This window comes from Streptomyces sp. NBC_01446 (assembly GCF_026340095.1).
GTDB lineage: Bacteria > Actinomycetota > Actinomycetes > Streptomycetales > Streptomycetaceae > Streptomyces > Streptomyces aureus.
Map to the genome: position 1 here is coordinate 431515 of NZ_JAPEPO010000001.1, position 21893 is coordinate 453407.

Consider the following 21893-nt stretch of genomic DNA (forward strand, 5'->3'; position numbering starts at 1 on the left):
GGATGACAGGCGGCAACCTACTCACTGGGAGCGGTGACGCGAGTGATCGCGGACTCGACGGCAGCGATGCGGTCGGCCACCAGTCCCAGCGCGGCGACCGCGCGGACGGCAGGGTCGCCGTCGGCGCCCCCGAGCGTGCGGGCGCGGACGTGGGCGGCCTTCAGCTGCGACCAGCGTTCGGTCTGTTGGGGCGTGAGGGTGCCGCGCAGTTCGGCGAGCTTGAGGAGGTTGGCCTCGGCGCCCGTGGTGAGCGTCTGGGCCTGGGCCGCGTAGTGGTCGTCGAGGACGGCGGAGAGTTCGGCGTCGTTCATCGCCGGGTCGATTCGGGCCGCGATCCTGTTCATGTCGCGGTAGGAGCCCTGGAGTTGGAAGGGTGGTTCGGTGCGGGCGTCTTCGGACTGCGCGGCCGAGGCGATGTAGGCGGCGTTCACCGTCAGGACGGTCGTGCGGGCCGTGAGCAGGTGGCGCAGCACCGCGACGATCCGCTCGGTCTCGGCCGGGGCGAACGGGTGGCTGAGCCGGTCGGTGCGGACGATGGGGCCTCCTTCCGTGGGCGCGCCGGATCGGGGGCCCGAGGAAGGACCATCGGCGGCAAGGCGGAGGAGGGCGTCGAGGTCGGCGCGGTCGCGGCCGGCGAGCGGCACCAGGTGGTCGTTCGCGGTGAGCGCGTTCTCGACGAAGCTGACGGCGAAGGCGTCCTGCCTGCCGGTCAGGACATCGCCGAGGTTCCACACGTCGGCGCGGTTGGCGAGCATGTCGGGGATGCGGAAGAGGGCACCGGACTCGGTGTAGGGGTTGCCGGACATGCAGACGGCGAACCGCTTGCCGCGCAGGTCGTACGTACGTGATGCGCCGTTCCGGACGCCGTCCATGCGGCGTTGGGCGTCGCAGAGCGCGATGAACTTCTGGAGGAGTTCGGGCGAGGTGTGCTGGATGTCGTCGAGGTGGAGCAGGACGTTGTTGCCCGCCTCAAGGGCGAAGTTGATCTTCTCGACCTCCTGGCGTGCCGTTGCGTTCGGGGCCTGGGCGGGGTCGAGGGAGGTGACCTGGTGGCCGAGGGCCGGTCCGTTGACCTTCACCAGGAGCATGCCGAGGCGTTCGGCGACGTACTCGACGAGGGTCGTCTTGCCGTAGCCGGGCGGCGAGAGGAGCAACAAGAGGCCTCCTTCGGTGCCGAGTTGACGGGTGAGGTTGTCGCCGATCAGCGGCAGGTACACCTCGTCGATGAGGCGGCTGCGGACGAAGGACGGCAGGACGTGCGGGCGGTGCTCGTCCAGGCGCAGCGCGGCGCGCTCCGCGGCGACGAGGGTGGCCCGGCGGGACTGGTAGGTCCGGAAGCCGGGGGCGACGTGTTCACGGAACTGGCGGGTGCGGGCGAGGAGTTCGTCGAGGCGGAGGGTGAGGCGGCGGCCGTCCAGGCGCGGGTGGGTGCCGAGGAGCCCGTCGACGGTCGCGGTGAGCGGCTCGTCGTTGTCGTAGCGGGCGAGGCCGGGGCAGAGCTCGACGGCGACGGCCTCGGGGAGGTCGGTGTCTCCCTCTCCGGTCGAGGCGGCGTACGAGGACAGCCAGGCCTCGGCCAGGGAGCGGCGGGCCGCGAGGTCGGTGACACCGGCGAGGTCGGCCTCGTAGGCCGAACTGTCCACGGCGCGACGGAACTTGTCGAGGAACGTACGGGTGGCGGCCGAGGTGACGAAGCCATCGGGTGCGCACGTCAGCTCCTCGAAGAGGTAGTCGGCGGCCGGGGCGTCTCCGATGCGGGCGGCGAGTTCGGCACACCAGTCGGCGATGACCGGGACCAGGCCGAAGGTGTCGCGGGCGCGGGCGAGCGAGGCGGCGCGGCGGGTCCACTGCTCGCGCTCGCCCTCGTCCGCCCCGAGCGCCCAGAACCGCTGCGCGGCGGCGCGGGCGGCTGGTGTGTGGCGCAGCAGTCCTGCGCCGGAGCGCAGGCGCAGCAGGGCGGTGAGAATCAGGGTCGCGTCGTGGTCGTGGACGCCGCGTTCGTAGCCTTCGTCGTACGACTTCTCGGCCGCGGCCCGCACCAGGGCGCGCAGGTCGTCGGTGGCAAGGAGCGCGTCCGCGCCGTGGTCGGCGAGCAGGCGGGCGGCGAGGTGCTCGGCGCGGTAGACCGTCTCGTTCTCCGAGGGGAGCAACTGGGTCCAGTAGGGCCGCAGTTCGGCGAAGCCGGGGTCGGTGACGGGCGCCCGGTAGTCGGTGCCGCCCAGGGCGATGGCCATGCCGTCGCCGTGGGGGACGAGGGTCAGTTCCTGCGGCTGGGTGTTGACCGGGAAGCGGTGGCGGCCGAGGCGGATGGCGCTGCCGCCGTCGGTGTAGAGGTCGGTGCGGTCGCGCAGGGTGCGCAGGGCGTGCCGGCGGGCGACGGCCAGGCGGCCGTCGAGTTCTTCGGCGCGCACCTGGTCGTCGAGGGCGCGCAGTTCGTCGATGGTGCGGCGGACCTTGGCGACCATCGGGTCGGACGCCAGGTATGTGGCGATGTCGTCGGGTGAGGCGAGGGCGGCCAGGCGGCGGGTGACGGTCTCCATGACGCGGTGCGCGGAGAGCGCGAGGCGTTCGGTGTGCCGGGCATGGGCGTCGGCGAGGGTCTGTTTGCGGGCGGCGAACGCCTCGTGGATCTCGGTGCGCTTGGCGTCGAGGCCGGCGAGGAAGTCGTCGGAGTCGGCGAACCTGCCTTCCAGTGACTGTAGTTGGAGGAGCAGGCGGGCGGTGTGGTCGTCGCAGGACTGCGGTGTGTCGGCGACGGCGAGGGCGCCGCTGACGGCCTGGCCGAGCAGCGTGAATTCGGCGGCGAACTCGGCGCGCCCCTCGTTCGCGGTCAGTTCGCGGCGGCGTGCGTCGAGTGTGGCGCGGGCCCGGTTGACGCCGGCGAGGACTTCGGCGATGCGCTCCAGGATGCCGGTACGCACGGTCGCTTCGCCGACGTCGAGACCTGAGACGATGCCGGTCACCGTCTGCAGCTGCTCGGCGAGGTCGGCGACGCGGGTGGCGAGCGGGGTCGCCTCTGCGGCCGTCTGCAGCTGGGCGGCCTCGGCGGTGAGCTCCTCGATGTCGGCATGGTGGGCGGCGAAGGCGTCCGGGCGCGCGAGGAAGGTGACGGCGCGGGCTGCGGCCGCGGCGATATCTCCCGCGAGGTCGTCGGCGAGGGTGTCGATGCCGTCGACGTCCGCGTACCTGAGCTCCTTGAGCGTGAGCAATCGGCCCTGTGCTCTTCGCAGTTCGGTGATGCGGCCGACCCACTCGTGGGCACTTCGCGGCACCTCCCCGCGGATCCTGCGTACCAGGCCCGCGATGTGCGAGGCCGCGTCCGCAAGCGCGTCGCCGGCCTGCCGGGTCAGGGTCCGGACCGTCTCGTACTCGGTCAGGACCTGCCGCGCGGTGGCTCGCACCGCCTCCAACGGTTCGTCCAGATGGCCGAGTTCGGGTTCGGCGAGCCAGTGGTAGGAGTCGGCGGCGCGCTCGCAGGACGCGGCCAGCGCCTCGTAGGCGTTCGCGGTGGGGGCGTGCGCGGTCCCGGCGACGGCGCGGGCGACGGACAGGCAGTCGGAGATGCCCCGTACGAGATCGGCGTTGCCTATGCGGGTCAACGACGTGTCGTCACCGGGCTCTTCGGCAGCGTAGGTGTCGGCCGTGAACGGGGTGCGCCACGTCTGGACCGGGTGCACGCGCGCCGGCTCATCGGCCTCGCCGGACCGGAGCAGCATGAGGATACCGTCGTCGAAGACGGCGTGGCCGCGACAGGTGAGCGGGGCGGCGACCTCTTTGCGGATCACGTTGTACGGGAGCAGCAGAGTGCGTCCCGCGGCCCGGGCGCGGAAGACGTACAGGACGTCCTCGCCGTTAGGCGAGCGCATCGTCCTGTCGTAGGCCAGGCCCATGGTGTCGAGCGCGTCGAACGTCTTGTGCGTGCCGGTGGCCAGGCAGTAGCCGCCGGGGAAGAGGATGCCCTGGTCGTCGGGGAGGACACGGCAGCCCTGGCCGATGCCGTCGAGGCGTGCGACGGTCCTGGTGAGGGTGCTGAAGACCAGGTGGCGCCAGGCGTCCTCCTTGTACGGGCGGATGCGCAGCAGGAGCAGGGCGCCGACGCGGGCATGCGCGATGTCGGCGTCCGCGAGGGACTGCAGCGGCTCGTCGACCGGTTCGGAGTGGATGCAGTCACCGGTCTCGGTGTCGTCCTCGACCTTGACGGTCAGGGCGCCGCCGACCGTGGACACGTACACCTCGCCACCGATGGAGACGTGCGGGTGACGCCCTGGAACGTGGTCCTCGCGGGTCGCGTCCCGCCAGCTGACGCCGTGCGCGGGCGGCAGCACGTCATCACGCTCGCCGCGCGCGTCGAGGAACCGCACGCCACCACGGCCGTCGTGTTCCCAGCGCAGCACGCGGATGTCGTCGGGCTTCTCGCCGATCTGGAAGACGGCGAGCAACTTGCCTTCGACATCACGGAGTTGAAGGAGGCGCGTCTGACGGTAATAGCGGAAGAGCGCGGCGAACTCCGTCACGAACGCGGGGTCGTCGAGGAGGCCCGCAACGGCGCTGCCGGGCAGCCGGGCAAGGTCGCGGTCGTGCAGGGTGAAGACGTCGCCGATGTCGGGCGTGCGGGTGCCCGGCGAGGTGCGCAGACCGAGCAGCAGGACGTCCCCTACGGCGACGACATCGCGTGCGACCCGCGGCTCGTCGGTGCGCACGGCCCCGCTCGCGGCGAGCGTCAGATCGGTGGAGCCGAACGCGGCAACGCGGCGGTCGTTGAGCGCCGTGGCACGGTCGGTCAACTCCCGGGCCTGTAGGGCGAGTCGGTCGCGCAGGACTTCGTACGTGCCCGCGTCCAGACCGGTCCGCGGTTCCGTTCCGGTGGCCATGCCCGGTCTCCCTTTCCGGCTCTGCTGCTATGTGTGCGGGTGCTGGGCGCGCCCGGACCCGCGGACCCCCGTACCGCGGGACCGGGCGCGATTCAATGGGCGGATCAGTTCCTGCGCGATCCGTTCAAGTCGGCGAGCGGCACATTCGCGATGCCCAACTGGTTCGCCTTGTCGAGCAGTTCACCCACCTGCCCGGCTTGCTCGCCACCCCCCTTCATGAGCTTCATCAGCAGCGCGGAGACGGTGAGGTTCTGCACGGGCGAAGAGAGCGAGCCGAGGATCTTCGACACGTCCTCGGTGAAGCTCTCGGTGCCGTCCAGCCACGGCCTGGCCAGCGCCTGCGCGGTCTCGGAGTGCTGGACGAAGGCGTCGACGCCCTTGCCCAGCGCGATCGAGGACACGAGCCGGTCGAAGAAGACGGACTCGCCACCGACGATGTTGATGTCCGCGTTCTCCAGGCCGGTCGCGAGCACCGTTGCCTGGGCCTCGGCGACCTGCCGCTGCACGTCCAGGCCGGCGAGCCGGATCTCCTTCTCGGCCTGCAGGCGCAGCCGGTACTCCTCGTGCCCGCGCGACGCGTCGTCCAGGGCGGCCATCGCGACGGCTTTCTGATTGATGCCCTCGGCCTCCGCCTTCAGCTTCTCCGCGATGGCGGTCGCCTCGGCCAGCGCCTTCGCGCGAGCCCCCTCCGCCTCCGCGCGCATCCTGGCCTCGGTGGCCTCCGCCTCGGCACGGCCGGCCTTCTCGATGACCTCGGCCTCCTTGTCGCGTACCTGCACCTCGGCGAGCCCGGCGGCCGCGCTCTCCGCCTGAATGCCCGCGGCGCGCTTGAGCTTGGCCTGTGCCTGCAGATCGGCTGACTTCAACTCGGCCTCGGCGAGGGTGAGTTGTTCGGCCGCCCGGTGCGTGGCAGCCTGCTCGGCCGCCTCCGCGGCCTTGATGTCCTTGACGAGCTTCTCCTGCGCCGCGGCCTCCGCCGCGATGATGACGGCCTGCCGCCCGCGCTCGGCCTCCTCGACCGCGCGCAGCTTCTTGATCGACTCCTCCTGCTCGGCCACCGTACGGTCCACGGCGACCCGCTCACGCACCACCTCGGCGATCTCCCGCTTCTCCGCCTCGACCTCCTTGTCAGCGGCGATCTTCGTCAGCTGCGTCTCCCGCTCCCGCGCGATGACCTCCAGCAGACGGTCCTTCTCTATGCGCTCGTTCTCGACGGCGATGACCCGCTCGCGGTTCTTCTGCGCCACGGCGACCTCACGGGCCTGGTTCTCGCGCTGCACACCGAGCTTCTCCTCCGTGACGAGGAACGCACCCTGCGAGCGCAGCCGCTCCTCCTCCACCACCCGCGCCGTCTCGGCCTCCTCACGCGCCCGAACGGTGTCGATCTCCCGCTTCTGCTTGATCTCGGCGTCGGCCTGGCGGCGCTCCAGCTCCAGGATGGTCTCGCGGGCGTCGACGTTCTGCCGCGTGATCTCCTTCTCCTCCGTCCGCTGGAACTCGTTCGTGCGTACGTGCTCGATGGTCGTCAGCTCGGTGATCTTCCGGATGCCCTGCGCGTCGAGGACGTTGTTCGGGTCGAGCTGAGCCAGCGGCGTCTGCTCCAGGTAGTCGATCGCCGCGTCCTCGAGGTGGTAGCCGTTCAGGTCGACACCGATGACCTCGATGATGCGGAACCGCAGCTCCTCGCGCTTGGTGTACAGATCGGTGAAGTCCAGTTGCTTGCCGACCGTCTTGAGCGCCTCGGAGAACTTCGCGTGGAACAGCTCCTGCAGCGTCTTCTGGTCGCTCGCCCGCTGGGTGCCCACGGCCTGGGCGACCTTGATGACGTCCTCGACGGTCTTGTTGACCTTCACGAAGAACGAGATGCGGATGTCGGCACGGATGTTGTCCTGGCAGATCAGCCCGTCCCGGCCGGTCCGGGTGATCTCGATGGCCTTCACCGAGATGTCCATCACCTCGGCCTTGTGCAGCACCGGCAGCACGACCTGCCCGGTGAACGTCACATCGACCTTGCGGATCTTCGAGACGATCAGGGCCTTGCCCTGCTCCACCTTGCGGAACAGCCGGGTGAACACGAGCAGCAGCGCGGCGACGACGATCAGGACAACGACGACGGACACGCCGATGCCCACGGTGGTGGCATCCATGATGAAGTCCTTTGGCTTCAGGGGCGGTTGGCGCCCCTGGATGAAGAAGGAGACAGACATGCCGGGGCAGCGGTGCGGCAGCGCCCGGGTCGGAACAGGACAGCGGGGCGGGCCGCGCCCGGCACCTCAGCGGCCCTGTTCCCTCAGGGCCCTGCCGCCATGAAGGGGTCCCTCGCGGCCGCCGGCCGTGACCCCGGTACCACGACGGAGTGAGCCGGGTTCATCAGCAGCTCGGCAGGCGAGCCCATGAGGCGGCGGGCCACCCGGCGGCCGACCACGGGCGAGCCGATCAGCAACACCGCTTCGAGCGCGGCATGCGTCAATCCCCCCGGAGCGACCAGCTCGGCCAGCATCGAACCGGTCACCGTCACGAGCCACGCGACGGCGATCACCAACGACACCGCGCCGGCGACAGGCCCTCCCCCGAGCCCCCATGCGTCCAGCTCGACATCCGCGTCGAACGCCCCGGCCTCGACCCTGCCCAGCGCGACCAACACCCAGAACCCGCAGGAGACAACGAGCGCGGAAGTGAAGAACAGCCCCGGAAAGCCAATCACCGCAGCGAGGAACTCCCCCATCCCCCGACCCCCGTTCGGTGCGCCCCTAGGCTCCACCCCGGTGCCAGGCCTCACTTGCGAAGCCCGGCACCAGGGCTTGGCCCCCGTTCCTGCCACACCCATCCTGAGGCGTCCGCGACGCCCGGCGCATTGCCGTACACCGGCAGTCTTCACGACTCTTCAATGCCGGTGCCCGACGTACCCGACACCCCGGCACGACCCGGCTGAGCCGGTCCGGCGGGTCAGAGCGTCCGTGCCTCGGGGGCGTCGCCCTCGATGGCGCACCTCACCCCGGACCGCAGATCGGTCCCGCCACACCCGACAGCGCTGCCGGACCCCGGCAAGCACAGACCCCTTGCACTGCACGCCAGGAAACTGTCAGTGCCGCGTTAAGGACCTGTAAGGTTCCTCCCGGTGTGCCGGGAAGTCTGGTCGGCGATAGGGGACAAGTCTCTTCGCTGATCGGGGGCACCGGGCGTGGTTCTGGTCGCGGTATTCGGAGTCGCACTGCTCATCGCGGTCCTCCTGCCGGGTCTCGCCACCCGCACGGCCCCACCGACATCCAGCCCCCCTCACACCCGTCTCCGCGGGCTCCGTGCTCGGCGCACGCTCCCCGCAGGCGAAGCAGACGTCCGCGCCGCTGGGCGAGTCACTGGCCGAACTCGCCGATTTCGCCGTCCTATTGGTGTCCGGCGCGCTGCTCACCCCGCAGCTGTTCGGCGACCTGCCAATGGCGGGCGCCGGCAAGGACGCCCGCCTGATGCAACGACTCATCGGAGGATCGTGAACGACTGGCACAGCTGCGCAGCGATCGCCGTCTTCGTCGGCGCCTACACGCTCATCATCAGCGAAAAGATCCATCGGGTCGCCGCCGCGCTCGGCGGCGCGGCGCTCATGCTGGCGATCGGCGCGACCGACGACAAGTCGGCGTTCTACTCGACCGGATCCGGCATCGACTGGAACGTCATCTTCCTGCTCATGGGCATGATGATGATCGTCGGTGTGCTCAAGAAGACCGGCATGTTCGAGTACCTGGCCATCTGGGCCGTGAAGAAGGCCCGGGCGAAACCCTTCCGGGTCATGGTGATGCTGATCGTCATCACCGCGCTCGCCTCGGCCCTGCTCGACAACGTCACCACGGTCCTGCTGATCGCCCCGGTCACGCTCCTGGTGTGCGAGCGGCTCGCGCTGCCCGCCGCCCCGTTCCTGATCGCCGAGGTCTTCGCGTCCAACATCGGCGGCACTGCCACCCTGGTCGGCGATCCGCCGAACATCATCATCGCCAGCCGCGCGGGCCTGACCTTCAACGACTTCCTGACCCATCTCGCGCCCCTCTCCGCCGTACTGACGGTGGTCCTCGTCCTGCTGTGCCGGGTGATGTTCCGCAAGTCCTTCGTCTACGACGAGGAACGCGCCGCCGAAATCATGACCCTGGAGGAACGCGAAGCCATCAAGAACCCGCGCCTGCTCGTCCAGGGATTGATCGTCCTCGTGCTCGTCGTCGCCGGATTCGTCCTGCACCCCGTGCTGCACTACGAACCCAGCATCGTCGCCCTGCTCGGCGCCGGCCTGCTCGTGGCCATTTCCACGGTGGAGACCGGAGAGGTGCTGGCCGAGGTCGAGTGGCCCACCCTCGCCTTCTTCGCGGGCCTGTTCATCATGATCGGCGGTCTGATCGAGACCGGCGTCATCGGCGAGATCTCCAAGGCCCTGGCCGACGTCATCGGCGGCAACGAACTCAGCGGCTCCATGGTCCTGCTCGGCGCTTCCGCCGTCCTGTCCGGCATCGTCGACAACATCCCGTACGTCGCCACCATGGCCCCGATCACCGCCGACCTCGTCCACGACATGGGCGGCTCCGGCCATCACGTCATGTGGTGGGCCCTGGCCCTCGGCGCCGACCTCGGCGGCAACGCCACGGCCATCGGCGCGAGCGCCAACGTCGTCGTCCTCGGCATCGCCGAACGCAACCGGCAGCCGATCTCCTTCTGGCAGTTCACCAAGTACGGCCTGATCGTCACCGCCGTCACAGTGGCCATCTCGGCGGCATACGTGTGGCTGCGCTACTTCGCCCTGGCCTGAGCCCGCTCCGGACACTCGCCTGCGCGAGCGCGTGCCGGCGCACCCGGGGCCGCCCTCCCTCCGGGCGCTGAACCGCAGCGGCCCGAACGGCACACCGGCACGCCCCGCGCACCCATCCGCGTATGTTTCCCATCAAGGCCCTGGCGGCAACGCCTTCGCGGTACGACCCTGGACCAACACCACGCAACAGAGGAGCGTTCGTGCGCGCACGAGACCTCGCGGTCGCCTACGAATCGGTGAACGTCGACAGCGACGCCACGGAAGCGGCCCGCCTCATGGCCGAGCACAAACTCCCCGGGCTCCTCGTCCTCGACGAGCACAGCGCGCCCCGCGCGATCCTGCCCGCCTCCCAATTGATCAAGGTACTGGTTCCCCAGTACGTCATCGACGACCCGTCACTTGCCGCCGTCGTGGACGAGAAGCACGCCGACCGGCTCTGCCAGGCGCTGCGCGGCCGCACCGTCGCCGACTGCCTCCCCCGTGACATCACACCGCCGCCGGTCGCCGCCCCGGACGACACCGCGCTGGAGGTCGCCGCCCTCATGGCCCAGGTTCGCAGCCCCTTGGTCGCCGTGGCTGAGAAGTCGAAGGACGGCACCCACCTGCTCGGCGTGATCACCGCCTCCCACCTGCTGCACGAACTCCTCGACGCCTCGGGCACCTTGCCCACACCCTGACGCCGAAGCACATCACAGAGGCTGAGCAGGCCGGACGAGGATGCGGACACCGAGGCGCTGCCCTCGGCTTTCAGCGGCCGGTCTCGAACCGGGGTGGCTTGAGGTTCTTGAGGCATGCGGTGTCCGGGGCGGTCGGGGTGTCGAAGAACGAGACGGTGATCTTCTGCGCGCACTTCGACGTGGCGAACACGACGTGGGGTTCGTAGGGGACGGTGACGACCTTGGCCTTGCTCAGCGTGCGGGCGACGTACGGTCCGTTGTCCGCGCCGGTCTGGGAGTCAAACCCGCCCGAGATGGCGAGGGTGGGGATGTCGCCGCGCGTGACGTCCCGGATCGAGCGCGGCGCCGCCGGGACGTTCCAGACGTCGCAGTCCGGGCGCAGGAAGGTGAGTTGTGGAGCCTGGGCCTGTACCGAGTGGGGGAACGACGGGAACGTTTCCTGCCCGCCCCGGAGCGCCTCCTCCTTGCTCTCGTACGGCGTCCACTCGCTGCAGAAGACGCCGTAGGCGAGTCCGTGGGCGACCCTTCCGACGGCCTGGGGGCTGAGCTTGCCGCCCGCCCACTGCTGGGCGATCCGCTGCGGCTTGCCGTGGGCCAGCTCGTCGAGGGCCAGGGGGACTTGGGGTGCCACGTGGGTGGCGGAGGTCATCCAGTTCACCAGGGCTCCGCCGTCCAGTACGACCTTCACCGGCTTCGCCTGGCCGGGGACCGTGACGGTGGTCGTGACCGGCTTGGCCTCCAGCTGACGCACGAGGCGGTCGAAGGTGGCCGGCAGGTTCGGATAGCGGCGGTTGCAGGCGGGCTGGTCGGCGCAAGCCTTGAACAGGCCGTCGAAGCCCTGCCGGGCGCTGCTCCAGGTCGCGGCCGATCCTGCCCTGGACGGCGGCAGGATGCCGTCGATGCCGACCGACCGGAGTCCTTCCGGGTGCTGGCGCATGTAGATGAGTGCCAAGTCGGTGCCGTACGAGATGCCGAACAGGTTCCACTGCTTCACGCCGAGTGCGGCTCGCAGGTCCGCGTAGTCGGCTGCGCTCTCGGTGTCGTTGTAGGCGCTGAGGTCGTTGCCGCGGGCCGCCAGTCGGTCGTGGCAGGCCTTCGTGGCCTCGACGTGCAGGCGCTCGGTGGACGGCGCGTCGTAGACGAGGCCGACCGCGCGGGCGTTGAACTTGTCGATGTTGGGGCAGGTGAGCCTCGGGGTGGCCGAGTACGTGCCCCGCTGGGACATGAAGATCACGTCCCGGTCGCGGTTCAGGAGGCCGTCGACGGCCATCTTCGCCTCTCCGACTGCGTCGTCGCCGGGTCCGCCGGCCAACCAGACGATCGGGTCGGGTTTGGGCTTGGCGGCCAGCGCCGGCACGATCGCGACGCCGAGCTCGATTTTTCGACCGTTCGGCTTGGCGCGGTTCTCGGGCACGGTGAGCGTTCCGCAGCGGGCTCCCTTGAGCTCGGGGATCGGTTCGGGCGTCTTCGGGCACGGGCCCGGCTCGTAGCGGGCGTCGTCGGCCTCGCCGGCGGTCGTTCCGATCGGCCCTCCGGTGTCGTCCCGTGCCTGGGCGGGCGCTGCTAGCAGGCCGGTGACGAGGAGCCCCGCCGCCGCACCGGCCGCGGTGGCGTGGATCCGTCGTGCGGTGCGCCGACGGCTGGGCGCCTGAGGGGAAGCCATCTGTCCTCCCGGTCACTTCGGGGTGATCGTGAACGGTTGCGGCGTGAGACCGGCTACGCAGCCGGTGTCGGGCGCGGTCGGTTGCGCGAGGAACGAGGCCAGCACGCTTTGCGCGCAGGGCGACTGGGGGACCACCCAGTGAGTGATTCCGGGGACGAGCACGGAGGTCGAGCGGGACAGCGTACGGGCGGCTCCCTTCGCCCAACTCGCCCCGGTCTTCGCGTCGAACGTCCCGGAGACGAGGAGCGTCGGCACCGCGCTGGGGGTGGCCACCCGCTGGCCGGCGGCGCGGTCCGGAACATCCCAGAGCCGGCACACGTCGTACTGGAAGGGCAGCTGCGGCACCTGGGCCAGGACCGTGTCGGGCCACCCGGGGAAGGCTCGGCGCCCTGCCTTCAGCACGTCGGATTCCGAAGAGCCCGGTGCCCATTCGCCGCATGCCACCGATTCCGTCAGCCCGTGCGCGGTCACGCCGACGGCTTGGACCGAGTCGGCCGTGCGGGCCCGCGCGAAGCGGTCCGGACGTCCGTGGCTGAGTTCGTCGATCGCCGCCGGGACGTCCTTCGCCTTGACGGCGTTGGCGACCAGCAGGTTCAGCACCGCGCCCCCGTCGAGGACGACCTTCACCGGGTCTCCGCCCTTCGGCGGCTTCGCCTTGAGCGTGAGCGGCTTCGCCTCCAGCCTGCGTACCTGCTCCGTCAGGGTGGTGGCGAGGTCCGGGTAGCGGCTCTTGCAACGGGGCTCGGCCGCGCACGCCTCCAGGATGGTGTCGATCCCCTCACGAGCGCTGCTCCAGCCCCACGGCAGGATCGCGCTCTGTGGAGGTGTGACGGAGTCGATCGCCACCGCGCGGATCCCCTTGGGGTGCAGGCGCAGGTAGGTGAGGGCCAGGTCGGATCCGTAGGAGTACCCGTAGACGTTCCACCGGGAGATGCCCAGTGCCGTACGCAGGTCGGCGAAGTCCGCGGCGTTCTCGGTGGTGTTGTATGCGCTCAGGTCGACCCCGTCGCCCTTCAGGCGGTCCCGGCATTTCTTCACCGCGTCCAGCATGAGCCGCTGCGCCGCTGCTGAGTCGTAGCCCAGCCCGACGGCCTTCGCGTTGAAGCGGTCGATCTCGGGGCAGGCGAGGTTCGGCTGGTCGTAGAGGTTTCCGCGCTGGGCCATGATGATCAGGTCGCGGTCCTTGTTCAGACCGGAGTCGACCAGGATGGGAATGTCGTCGAAGGTGTCGCCGCCGGGTCCGCCCGCCATGAACACCACGGGATCCGCGGAGGGCTTGGCCGAGGCGGCCTTGATGACCGCCACGGCCAGCTTGATGGTCCGGCTACCGGTCCGGCCGCGGTTCTCCGGGACCTCCAGGTGTCCGCACCGTGCCGTGCTCAGGGCATCGATCGGCTCGGGCGTCTTCGGACAGGGACCGGGCACAAACCGTGCCGGTCCCACCGGGCTGGGCCCGGCCGTGTGAGCGAGTGGTGCGGCGGCATTGCTCTGTGTCGGGCCGAACGCCGCCAGACAGGCCAGAGCGGCCCCGGCAGCCGCCGCGTGGAGGCGGTGCTGTCTCATGGGATTCCGTTCCTCTGCCGATGTCGAAGGCTGCCCAGCCGGGCAACGCCGCAGCGGTGTGGGCGGAACACACGCATTTCGACGGTATCGCGGGGTGCGGACTCGCGCACTCCGGCGGCCGCCGGCTACGTGCAGGGGGCAATCACCTGGCGGACGGCGGCGGTGTCAGAGGTCCTGGATTCACGGCCGGAACGGGCGGTCGACTTCCAGCTTGAACGCGACCTCCAGCAGTTCCGCCAGCTCACCGCCGGGGCGGCCGGAGAATCATGACGCCGATGGGCAGCCCGTCCTCTGGGAGCGCTCGTCGCGGGCACCGCGTTTGAGGGAGTGCCGACGAGCGGACCGTACTGAACCAACTCCGCGAAGAAATGGCCGAATTGAAGCGGGCGACCGAGATCCTGAAAGCCGCCTCGGTGGTTTTACGAAGGAGCTCTACCGGTCCCGCACGGGGCTGACACGACGCGGGGCTGACGCGTGCGGCCACCGGCTGGACGAGGAACACGGATGCGATTAAGGACCGTGATCAGCTGCGGGCGTCACCCCGCTGACCGGGGTTATCAGAACTGCCAGTGGACGGCGGCTGCTGTCACTGGCCGGATGAATGACCAATCCGGACATCGCCGAGCGGGATCACCGGGCCTCGTCGCCGCTCCTGGAAGACAAGGGCGCCCAGGTGTACTGGACGCGCACGCCGTGGTCGTGGAGCCAGGCGGTCTCACGGTGCCGTAGTTCGTGCGCGGACTCCGGGGCGATGGCGCTGGGCCAGCGGACGAGTACCGCGGTGACGTCGCCCGTCTGTGCCAGCTGTCTCACACGCCGCCACCCGCTGCGCTGGGCCGGGTCGGGCTCACCGTACGTGTCGGTGACGACCTCGGCGATCGCCAGTCCGCGCTCCTGGGCGAACGCGTGTCCTTCCGTCTGCGCGCACCGCGTGGCTGACCCGGGCGCACCCCGGGCTCGGTCGGCGCATACGTACAGCACGACAGAAGGAGCGGTTTCGCTGTGGGGGGTCATGGGCGCCTTCTGTAGGTGGATCGAGGAGAAGGGGTTCCTCGCCGCGTGTAGGGGACGTAGCGGGGCCGTGCGGTGCCGACTGCGGTCTCTGCCATTGGACGGGGGAACTGGTCTGGCGTGCAGCAGGCCGGGCCTGGCCACGCTGCATCCGAGCTGTCGCCGCCGGGTCGGGCCCCACGTTCGGCGCTGGCCCGCGCCCACGGCATCAGGGGTGAGCCGTCAACTCTGCCCAGACGACCTTGCCTTCGGCCCGCGTCGAGCGTGCGGAGCCCCAGCGGTCCGCGAGCTGCTGGACGAGGAACAGGCCTCGCCCACTCTCCTCGCCGGGGCCGGCGTGGTGCTCGGGCGGGCGGACCGGGGTGCGGCCGGCGTCGTGGAGTTCGATACGCAGGCACCGCTCGTCCCCGGTCAGCGTGAGGCCACACAGGACCTGACCGCTGTCGGTGTGGAGTACGGCGTTCGTGGTCAGCTCGGAGACCAGCAGCACCGCGTCGCACATTGCGTCTCCGGGCACCTTCCAGGCGCGCAGCCGGTCGCGCACGGTGTCGCGGGCGGATCTCGCGCTGGTGCGCAGGGCGGGCAGGCCGAACCAGTACTCCCGACGAGGCACGGTCGTGGCTAAGGCGGGGGTCAAAGCCGGGGCTGAGGGCGTGGGCAGAGTCACGGATGTCGCCTTCCAGTGCCTTCCGCGGGGCAGGCGTGGTGTGGGGATGCGGGCTGCAGCTCGAGCGGTGTGAGGCGTGTGCCGAGGCAGGCGCCCTGCGGTGGGGTGCCGACGACGGCATCAGCATCACGTCTCCCGTCCGGGCCGGATGCTGCGTCAGAGCTGTGACTTGACCGCTCACATGTCAACTATGCGCGTGATCGTGTTCACGCTGCAACCGACTCGCTGATAATTTCAGCAGTGGAGTATCACCCTGGCGTCGTCTTCAAGTCACTGCCAGAATGGTGTTGTTGATGATCCTTCAGGAGGTTGGGCGTGAGTGAAGCCCGTTCCAGCACGAGCGCGCCGACAGTCCTGCGCATGATCCTCGGCCGCCGGCTGCAGGACATGCGGCTCGGCGCCGGCGCCTCGCTGGAGGACGCGGCAAGAGCCCTCCGTGTGAAGACCCTGACCATCCGCCGGCTGGAAAAGGCCGAGGTCGCGCTGAAGCCTCTCTACGTGGAGAAGCTCCTGGAGACCTACGGCGCGGACCGCCAGGAGATAGACGAGTTCGTCGACCTGGCTGAGCAGGCCAACGAGCCCGGCTGGTGGCACTCCTACCGCGACGTCGTCCCCAGTTGGTTCACCGCCTACGTCAGCCTGGAGACCGGCGCCAAGACCCTGCGCACCTATGAACCCCAGTACGTCACCGGCCTTCTGCAGACTCCCGGCTACGCGCGCGCCGTACTGCGCGGCGGGTTGCCGAACGGCAGCGAGGAGGAGCTCGTGCGCCGCGTGGAGCTGCGGCTGCACCGCCAGAGCCTGCTGGAACGCGAGGACGCCCCCACGTTGTGGGTGGTCATGGAGGAAGCCGTCCTGCACAGGACGGTGGGCAGCTCCGACGTGATGCGGGAGCAGATCGAGCGGCTCCTGGACGTGTCCGAGCTCGCCCATATCAGCGTCGACATCGTGCCCTTCACCGCGGGTGCGCATGTCGGGGCGTGTGCACCGTTCACGTATTTCCGGTTCGAGGAGCCCGAGCTGCCCGACATCGTCTACAGCGAACTCCTGTCCGCCTCCGTCTACTTGGACCAGCGCGCGGACGTCGTCGCCCATCTCGAGGCGCATTCCCGTATGGCGCTGGCGACGTCGTCCGAGGACAGCAGGGCGCTCTTGAACCGCATGCGCAAGGAGTACTCGTGACGATCACCGACGAGGGCGTGTACAACGGGATGCCGGCCCGCGATCTCGGGGAACAGGGCTGGGAGCGTCCCTGGAGCGGGCCGAACGGCGGCCAGTGCGTCGAGACGAAACAACTCGCCGACGGCCGCGTGGCCGTTCGGCAGTCCACCGACCCGGCCGGGCCGGCCCTGATCTACACGCCGGACGAGATCGCAGCGTTCGTCCGCGGGGTCAAAGAGGGCCTGGCCGATCACTTGGCCGCCGGGTGAACCGGCGGCGGGCAGTAGTAGGGACGACGACACCGGTCCCGTCCTTGGCCTGCGGGCCGACAGACACACACCTGAAGGGGAGAGCATGACCACCAGGCAGGCCGGCCGGGATCTCGACACGAGCAAGGCGCACTCGGCCCGAATGTACGACTACTTCCTCGGCGGCAAGGACCACTTCGAGATCGACAAGGAGGCGGCCCTGGTCGCCGCCCAGGCCCACCCCGGCATCTACGTGACCGCCCGCGAGAACCGGGCGTTCATGCACCGGGCCACCCGTGTGCTGGCGCAGGAGCACGGCATCCGCCAGTGGCTGGACATCGGCACGGGCATCCCGACCGAGCCCAACCTGCACCAGGTCGCCCAGTCCGTCGCCGTCGATGCCCGCGTCGTGTACGCCGACAACGACCCCCTCGTTCTCAAGTACGCCGAACGCCTCATGCGCAGTACGACGCAGGGACGCACGGCCTACATCGAGGCCGACGCCACCGACCCCGATGCGCTCATGACCGCCGTGGAAGCCTCGGAGGTCCTGGACTTCGACCAGCCCATCGCCCTCTCCCTCAATGCGCTCATGCACTTCATCACCGACCCGCACGACCCGTACGCCATCATCCGCCGGCTGCTCGACCCGCTCCCGGCCGGCAGCGCCCTCGCCATGAACCACTGCACGCCCGACTTCGACCCCGACACCTGGAACAAGGTCGCGGAGGTCTACACCAAGTCCGGGTCTCCGGTGCAGTTCCGATCGCACGACGACGTCCGCCGTTTCTTCGACGGGCTCGACCTGATCGAACCCGGCATCGTCTGCTGCCACCGCTGGCGGCCCGCCGGTCCCGCCGACGGGACGGAGCCCGCGGACGCCCAGATCAGCCTGTTGGCGGGCGTAGGCATCAAGCGCTGACCGGGGTCAGGCCCCGACGGTCCGGTCGGCTGGGCACCTGCGTCCGCAGCGCAGTTTCCCCGGGGAAGCTGTGGGAGCTCGGGGCTCACGAGGTTGTCGCAGGTCGTGGATGGCGAGAGTCGGCCTGCGGGGATGCCGTGGGGGCAGCAATCCGCCGTCTGCTCGTCATTCGCCGCTGGTCGGTACCACGTTGGTGGCAGCCACTGCGGGGCGCAGCGCTTTGGCGAGTTGGACGGCGTTGCCCACGGCCCAGAAATGGGTGAAGAACAGGCGGGGGCTCTCCGTCAAGTGGTGGTTGTGCAGCTCGACGAGCTGGATCCCGCCCCGCCGCAGGGCTCCCAGTACGTTCTGGACCTCCTCGGCGAGCATGACGCAGTCGCCGCTGAGCGCTGCCCTGCCCTTTCCCAGCGGCTGGAAAATGAACGCGCTGGTCGCGCCCAGACCGGAGGGCAGTACCAGATGGCCGTCGGAGATCGTCTCGCGGCGGGCGAAGACGGCCTTGTAGACCACGCCGTCGCTGGAACCCTTGGCGCCCAGCGCAGCGTCGATTCCGGCGGTGTCCAGGGCGACGGGGCTCGGCGGGCCGGCCGGTTTTGCCGGCGGGATGCCGGTGCGGTCGAATCCCGCGCGCAGGCCGTTCGCCAGGGCCAGTTCGTGCTGGCCGTGTCCGTGGACATGGACCCACCAAATGTCGGGGCGATGGGCGGGCAGATGCTTGTGGAGCGCGGTCACCGCGATTCCGTGCGCCTGCCAGGCGTCGATCACCCGCTGCAGTTCCCTCTCGGTGACCGCCACATCGCCCATGCACATCGTGCTGCCGTCGGCGTAGCGGACGAAGGCCACGTGCGCACCCAGTGCGAGCTCCGGTGTGATGACGATGTTGCCCTCGACGACGACGCGAAGATCGTCGCGAGGGAAGGGGGTGTGGTACGTCGTCCCTCGCAGCAGGTTGCCGCTGCGGCCCAGCGCTTTCGCTACGGCCGCCCAGTCCGACACGGCGGTGGTCAGCGGCTTGACCATCGCCCCTTCGGGCGCCGTACGCGCGCTGGCCGGCCCCGCCCCGGCCAGCACCGGTGTCAGTGCGGCAGCGGCCAGCACGCGTCGCCGGGAAGTGGCCGCCTGGTTGTCTCCAGTCATCATCTGATCTCCTCCATGGCGAGATGAAACCATGAGAAATGTGTGTTATTGGCATTGACTGGGCCAGTATGGGCCAGATAGGCCAGATGGGCCTTTCGATCTGTCATCGAACGTGCCTTGAGTGGCGCCTCGCGAATCGTCAGCACCCTCATGAGGGGGCCAACCTAAGACCGTTTCCCCCCATGACTAGTTGGGCGCTGCTTGCTCGACGTCTTCGCCACAAGCCATCTCACTGCCGGTCGCGGCCACGGGCACCAGCCAGTAGCGGGTTCAGCGCCCGCGGCGACCGCGCCCCCGAGCGAGGGCAACCTCCCTTTGGGAGTCCGGGCCGTTGGGGGACGGTTCCGTCAAGGGCAGCGGAATCACACGACTCCGAGGCGTATCGCGCAGACAGTTCCCGTGATTGGCTCCCGGCTCCGCACCCTTCAGGTGGTCTCCGAGCACGGCACGGTGACCGCCGCGGCGCAGGTCCTGCACTACACGCCATCGGCCGTCTCGTACCAGCTGCGCCAGCTCTCCGCCGATGTGGGCGTGGAACTGGTGGTCCAGCAGGGCCGGGGTATCCGGCTGACGAGCGCGGCTCGCACGCTGCTGCGTCACGCCGAACGCCTCCAGGCGCAGTGGGAGGAGGCCGGGCCGAGCTGGCCGCCCTCGGCACCGAGCCCACGGGGCAGACCCTTCTGGAACGCGTCCGCAACGGCGGCGCCTACCAGCCACTCCGGCCTCCCCCAGACCGATGGGAGTGGCGCAAGCAGTTCCCAAAGCTCGGATACCTGCTGGCCGGATACTTCCACCAGGACTTCTCCAGGTTCTACGTCTCACACAGATGAGGCACTCGACGACTACTTCACTGGAAACCCTCCGGAGATGTTCACCGAGGCAGCCGAAGAGATCCGCTCCTTCACCGAACTCCTGACCTCGGACAGCGATCTCGACCAGGCCACGCGCATCCTCGGCCTGAGCATCTATCCGCCCGAGGGTGCCTCTCTCCGTCACTGGCTCACCGATGTCCAGGACGTCCTCACCCACCACCGCCCCACCTCCTGAGGGCCGGCTCATGCCCGGCCCCGCCGCAGGCCGTTTGCAGCCGAGCCCCGAGATGCCCTGTAGCGCTCGCATATACGATTCGGTGCTGCGAACTGCGGCGATGACGTTCCGCCAGGAGGCCTGGCGATACTCATTGATCAGGCCGCTGAGGACGGGTTGTCGCCAGAACCGGCCGGCCTGGAGGTCGGCGGTGGCCAGGGCGGGACGTTCGGCGCTGTCTGGGGGGAGCTGCTGCGTGGAGGAAGTCGACGGCGAGGATGCCGTGCGCCTGGACGGTGAGTAACCGGCGCCACATAGGGCCGGACCATTGCGGGGCGGGGTCGATGCGCGCGGCGTGCGGCTACTGATCCACAGCTTTTGACAATTGCTCTCGCTCCACCGGCCTTCCGCGCTCTACTCCACGTCACCGTGCACCTTCGTCACCGGTAGGCGTCTCGGGGCGCCCGGCAGAGCGTGTGTCAGTCTGCCGGGCGCCCCGCGTCCTCTCCGGGATCGCGGAGTGAGGCGGCGGTCCAGGCAACGCGAAGTGGATGCTCACTGATTGCACGATGGCGCCGGCTCTGCGAGGCCCGAGTCGGTGTCGGCGACCCAGGCCACGGTCGCAAAGAGCGGCGAAGGGCCCGAAAGCCCGCACCTGGGGGCCGGTCATCGGCTCCGGTCGCGATCCACGGCCTTACGGCTCGCCCTCATAGAGGGCCTTCCGGTGCTGCCTCAACCGGGCCTGCTTGCGTGGAGGGAAGCGAACCTTCCGAACCCTCGAGTCGGCCGACGAGGCTCCCACCAGAAGACTCGCGCCCTCTCGGAACGTCCACCTGACGGCGCACAGTGCCGACGCGCGTGCCCGACAGGTCGCATGACGGTGCGTCAGCTTGCTGCGCGGATGAAGCGGAGTGTGGCGGAGACCGTCGCCAGGCCGCGCATCATGCCCATCTGATTCCACTTGAGGCCGAACTCGCCGCGGTCCACGGTGAACTCCGTCTCCAGCGTGACCGCCTCACCGTCCGCCGCGACCAGGCGCGCGGTGAGAGTCTGCGCGCGGCTGATGCCGCGCACGGTCAACTGACCGGACACCTCGACGGAGTCGGCGGTACGGACCTTCGCGCTGTGGACCGCGAAGGTGATCTCGGGGTGGTTGGCGGCGTCGAAGAAGTCCGCCGAGCGCAGATGCTCGTCACGCTTGTTGTTCTTGGTGTCGAGGGAGGCGGCGTCGAGGGTGATCGTGCCGATGGCGGAGCCGTCGGAACTCACCTCCCCGCGGCCGCCGACGACACCGAAGGTGCCTTTCACGGTGACCAGGTTCCACATCGTCTTGTGACGCAGGGCGACGGTGGAGGCTGCGGCGTCGAGCTGCCACACACCGGTTTCGACGGCGACGGTCATGATCTTCTCCAGTGAGCGGGGGCGGGGGTTCATTCGAGGATGAGTAATTCAAAATTGGATGACTGCACGCTAGCTCATCATCCAATTTTGAACAACGATCTCGTCCAAAATTGAACGACAGGTACACTCGAATCCATGGCCGACCCCGAGGCGCCCCGCAGTGACCTGCCCGAATGCCCGTCCGCGCAGGGTGGCGGACTGCTGCCCAAGGAGCTGCGCGCCTGGATGCTGATGCTGGCAGCCATGGGGTCGGTGGAGCAGGAACTGCGCACGGTTGTGAAGGAGCGGCTGGACGTCTCTCACGACGAGTTCCTGATCCTGTGCCTGCTCGCCGAACAGCCCAGGGCGGGCCTGCGCATGACGCGCATCGCGGAACTCCTCGGCCGCCCCAAGACCCGGCTCACCTACCAGATCGCCTGCCTCCAGCACGCCGGCCTCGTCACCCGCAGCTCGGTCTGTGGTGACAAACGTGGCATCGAGGTTGCCCTCACCGACAAGGCCCGCCGCCTTCTGGAGGAGGCCTCGGACACCCTCGCCGCGACGGTCACCCGGGCCCTCTCCCACGTCATGGGGCCGGACCAGCACGAGGCGATGTCCGGTCTCCTGCCCGACCTCGCCGAGCAGCCACAGGAACCGTAGGACCGCTGGGCCGGGCCGGCCAGTTCAGCAAGTGCAAAGCAAGTCATTCGACACTGTCCTCGCCAGCACAGCGAGGACATCAAGGTCTTGAAACCTCCCCCTGCTCAGGGGGATTCCTAGC

Annotated in this window: 16 protein-coding genes and 3 pseudogenes; 9 read left to right on the forward strand and 10 right to left on the reverse strand. The window is 69.5% G+C overall.

Annotated features, from left to right (window positions below; translation table 11 throughout):
* Window positions 1-17: 17 nt before the first annotated feature.
* The 3 genes from OG456_RS01945 to OG456_RS01955 all read right to left on the reverse strand — a co-directional run bounded on the left by OG456_RS01945 (window position 18) and on the right by OG456_RS01955 (window position 7596).
* Window positions 18-4871, reverse strand: a complete 4854-nt coding sequence (locus OG456_RS01945) for a DNA repair ATPase (protein WP_266556596.1) — start codon at window positions 4869-4871, stop codon at window positions 18-20.
* A 104-nt stretch (window positions 4872-4975) separates the two neighbouring features.
* A complete protein-coding gene (locus tag OG456_RS01950; protein WP_266556598.1) occupies window positions 4976-7018 on the reverse strand; it encodes a flotillin family protein in 2043 nt (680 codons plus the stop codon).
* A gap of 143 nt (window positions 7019-7161) precedes the next feature.
* On the reverse strand, window positions 7162-7596 hold the full coding sequence (locus tag OG456_RS01955) for a hypothetical protein (RefSeq protein WP_266556600.1): 435 nt from the start codon (window positions 7594-7596) through the stop codon (window positions 7162-7164).
* Between the two features lie 562 nt (window positions 7597-8158).
* On the opposite strand from OG456_RS01955, the pseudogene OG456_RS01960 reads away from it, so the two are divergent.
* From OG456_RS01960 to OG456_RS01970, 3 genes and pseudogenes are all read left to right on the forward strand, one after another.
* Window positions 8159-8314 (forward strand): annotated as a pseudogene (locus OG456_RS01960) (sodium:proton antiporter); the annotation flags it as partial.
* A 44-nt stretch (window positions 8315-8358) separates the two neighbouring features.
* Complete coding sequence (locus tag OG456_RS01965; RefSeq protein WP_266556602.1) at window positions 8359-9657, forward strand: ArsB/NhaD family transporter; 1299 nt, start codon at window positions 8359-8361, stop codon at window positions 9655-9657.
* A gap of 200 nt (window positions 9658-9857) precedes the next feature.
* Window positions 9858-10334 carry a CBS domain-containing protein gene (locus tag OG456_RS01970; protein ID WP_266556604.1) on the forward strand — a complete coding sequence of 159 codons (477 nt, stop codon included), beginning with the start codon at window positions 9858-9860 and terminating at the stop codon, window positions 10332-10334.
* Window positions 10335-10404: 70 nt separating this feature from the next.
* Here the strand turns inward: OG456_RS01970 and OG456_RS01975 are convergent, their stop codons facing one another.
* Window positions 10405-11997, reverse strand: a complete 1593-nt coding sequence (locus OG456_RS01975; protein WP_266556606.1) for an alpha/beta fold hydrolase — start codon at window positions 11995-11997, stop codon at window positions 10405-10407.
* A 12-nt stretch (window positions 11998-12009) separates the two neighbouring features.
* Window positions 12010-13560, reverse strand: a complete 1551-nt coding sequence (locus OG456_RS01980; protein WP_266556608.1) for an alpha/beta fold hydrolase — start codon at window positions 13558-13560, stop codon at window positions 12010-12012.
* A 326-nt stretch (window positions 13561-13886) separates the two neighbouring features.
* On the opposite strand from OG456_RS01980, the pseudogene OG456_RS01985 reads away from it, so the two are divergent.
* Window positions 13887-13988, forward strand: a pseudogene (locus OG456_RS01985) (XRE family transcriptional regulator); the annotation flags it as partial.
* Window positions 13989-14030: 42 nt separating this feature from the next.
* On the opposite strand, the pseudogene OG456_RS01990 reads toward OG456_RS01985, so the two are convergent.
* The 3 genes and pseudogenes from OG456_RS01990 to OG456_RS02000 form a co-directional block, all read right to left on the reverse strand.
* Window positions 14031-14163, reverse strand: a pseudogene (locus tag OG456_RS01990) (IS5/IS1182 family transposase); the annotation flags it as partial.
* A 27-nt stretch (window positions 14164-14190) separates the two neighbouring features.
* Window positions 14191-14574 carry a recombinase family protein gene (locus OG456_RS01995; protein ID WP_266556610.1) on the reverse strand — a complete coding sequence of 128 codons (384 nt, stop codon included), beginning with the start codon at window positions 14572-14574 and terminating at the stop codon, window positions 14191-14193.
* A gap of 205 nt (window positions 14575-14779) precedes the next feature.
* Window positions 14780-15184: an ATP-binding protein gene (locus OG456_RS02000; RefSeq protein ID WP_266556612.1), complete on the reverse strand. Its 405-nt coding sequence runs from the start codon at window positions 15182-15184 to the stop codon at window positions 14780-14782.
* A 369-nt stretch (window positions 15185-15553) separates the two neighbouring features.
* Here OG456_RS02000 and OG456_RS02005 point away from each other — a divergent pair, with 369 nt between their 5' ends.
* The 3 genes from OG456_RS02005 (at window position 15554) to OG456_RS02015 (ending at window position 17569) form a co-directional block, all read left to right on the forward strand.
* Complete coding sequence (locus OG456_RS02005; protein ID WP_266556614.1) at window positions 15554-16420, forward strand: helix-turn-helix transcriptional regulator; 867 nt, start codon at window positions 15554-15556, stop codon at window positions 16418-16420.
* Window positions 16417-16668: a DUF397 domain-containing protein gene (locus OG456_RS02010; RefSeq protein ID WP_266556616.1), complete on the forward strand. Its 252-nt coding sequence runs from the start codon at window positions 16417-16419 to the stop codon at window positions 16666-16668. Before OG456_RS02005 ends, OG456_RS02010 begins: the two co-directional genes overlap by 4 nt.
* 85 nt (window positions 16669-16753) lie before the next feature.
* Entirely contained in the window at window positions 16754-17569 is an 816-nt protein-coding gene (locus OG456_RS02015) for an SAM-dependent methyltransferase (RefSeq protein ID WP_266556618.1), read from the forward strand.
* A gap of 165 nt (window positions 17570-17734) precedes the next feature.
* Here OG456_RS02015 and OG456_RS02020 read toward each other — a convergent pair whose 3' ends face one another.
* Complete coding sequence (locus OG456_RS02020) at window positions 17735-18709, reverse strand: DUF1259 domain-containing protein (protein WP_266556620.1); 975 nt, start codon at window positions 18707-18709, stop codon at window positions 17735-17737.
* Window positions 18710-19156: 447 nt separating this feature from the next.
* Between OG456_RS02020 and OG456_RS02025 the strand changes: the two genes are divergently transcribed.
* Window positions 19157-19753 (forward strand): contact-dependent growth inhibition system immunity protein, encoded by a 597-nt coding sequence (locus OG456_RS02025; protein ID WP_266568995.1) that lies wholly within the window; start codon window positions 19157-19159, stop codon window positions 19751-19753.
* Window positions 19754-20617: 864 nt separating this feature from the next.
* On the opposite strand, the gene OG456_RS02030 is transcribed toward OG456_RS02025, so the two are convergent.
* The gene (locus tag OG456_RS02030; RefSeq protein ID WP_266568997.1) at window positions 20618-21133 is read right to left on the reverse strand and encodes a YceI family protein; all 516 of its coding nucleotides are present in this window, start codon (window positions 21131-21133) and stop codon (window positions 20618-20620) included.
* Window positions 21134-21268: 135 nt separating this feature from the next.
* Here OG456_RS02030 and OG456_RS02035 point away from each other — a divergent pair, with 135 nt between their 5' ends.
* The gene (locus OG456_RS02035) at window positions 21269-21772 is read left to right on the forward strand and encodes a MarR family winged helix-turn-helix transcriptional regulator (protein ID WP_266556622.1); all 504 of its coding nucleotides are present in this window, start codon (window positions 21269-21271) and stop codon (window positions 21770-21772) included.
* Window positions 21773-21893: the final 121 nt, after the last annotated feature.

What these genes read in the sequence shown, in the direction of transcription:
- OG456_RS01955 (WP_266556600.1), bottom strand. Translation starts at nt 7,596, where the DNA reads ATGGGGGAGTTCCTCGCTGCGGTGATTGGCTTTCCGGGGCTGTTCTTC.
- OG456_RS01975 (WP_266556606.1), bottom strand. Translation starts at nt 11,997, where the DNA reads ATGGCTTCCCCTCAGGCGCCCAGCCGTCGGCGCACCGCACGACGGATC.
- OG456_RS01995 (WP_266556610.1), bottom strand. Translation starts at nt 14,574, where the DNA reads ATGACCCCCCACAGCGAAACCGCTCCTTCTGTCGTGCTGTACGTATGC.
- OG456_RS01950 (WP_266556598.1), bottom strand. Translation starts at nt 7,018, where the DNA reads ATGGATGCCACCACCGTGGGCATCGGCGTGTCCGTCGTCGTTGTCCTG.
- OG456_RS02035 (WP_266556622.1), top strand. Translation starts at nt 21,269, where the DNA reads ATGGCCGACCCCGAGGCGCCCCGCAGTGACCTGCCCGAATGCCCGTCC.
- OG456_RS01945 (WP_266556596.1), bottom strand. Translation starts at nt 4,871, where the DNA reads ATGGCCACCGGAACGGAACCGCGGACCGGTCTGGACGCGGGCACGTAC.
- OG456_RS01980 (WP_266556608.1), bottom strand. Translation starts at nt 13,560, where the DNA reads ATGAGACAGCACCGCCTCCACGCGGCGGCTGCCGGGGCCGCTCTGGCC.
- OG456_RS02020 (WP_266556620.1), bottom strand. Translation starts at nt 18,709, where the DNA reads ATGATGACTGGAGACAACCAGGCGGCCACTTCCCGGCGACGCGTGCTG.
- OG456_RS02030 (WP_266568997.1), bottom strand. Translation starts at nt 21,133, where the DNA reads ATGACCGTCGCCGTCGAAACCGGTGTGTGGCAGCTCGACGCCGCAGCC.
- OG456_RS02015 (WP_266556618.1), top strand. Translation starts at nt 16,754, where the DNA reads ATGACCACCAGGCAGGCCGGCCGGGATCTCGACACGAGCAAGGCGCAC.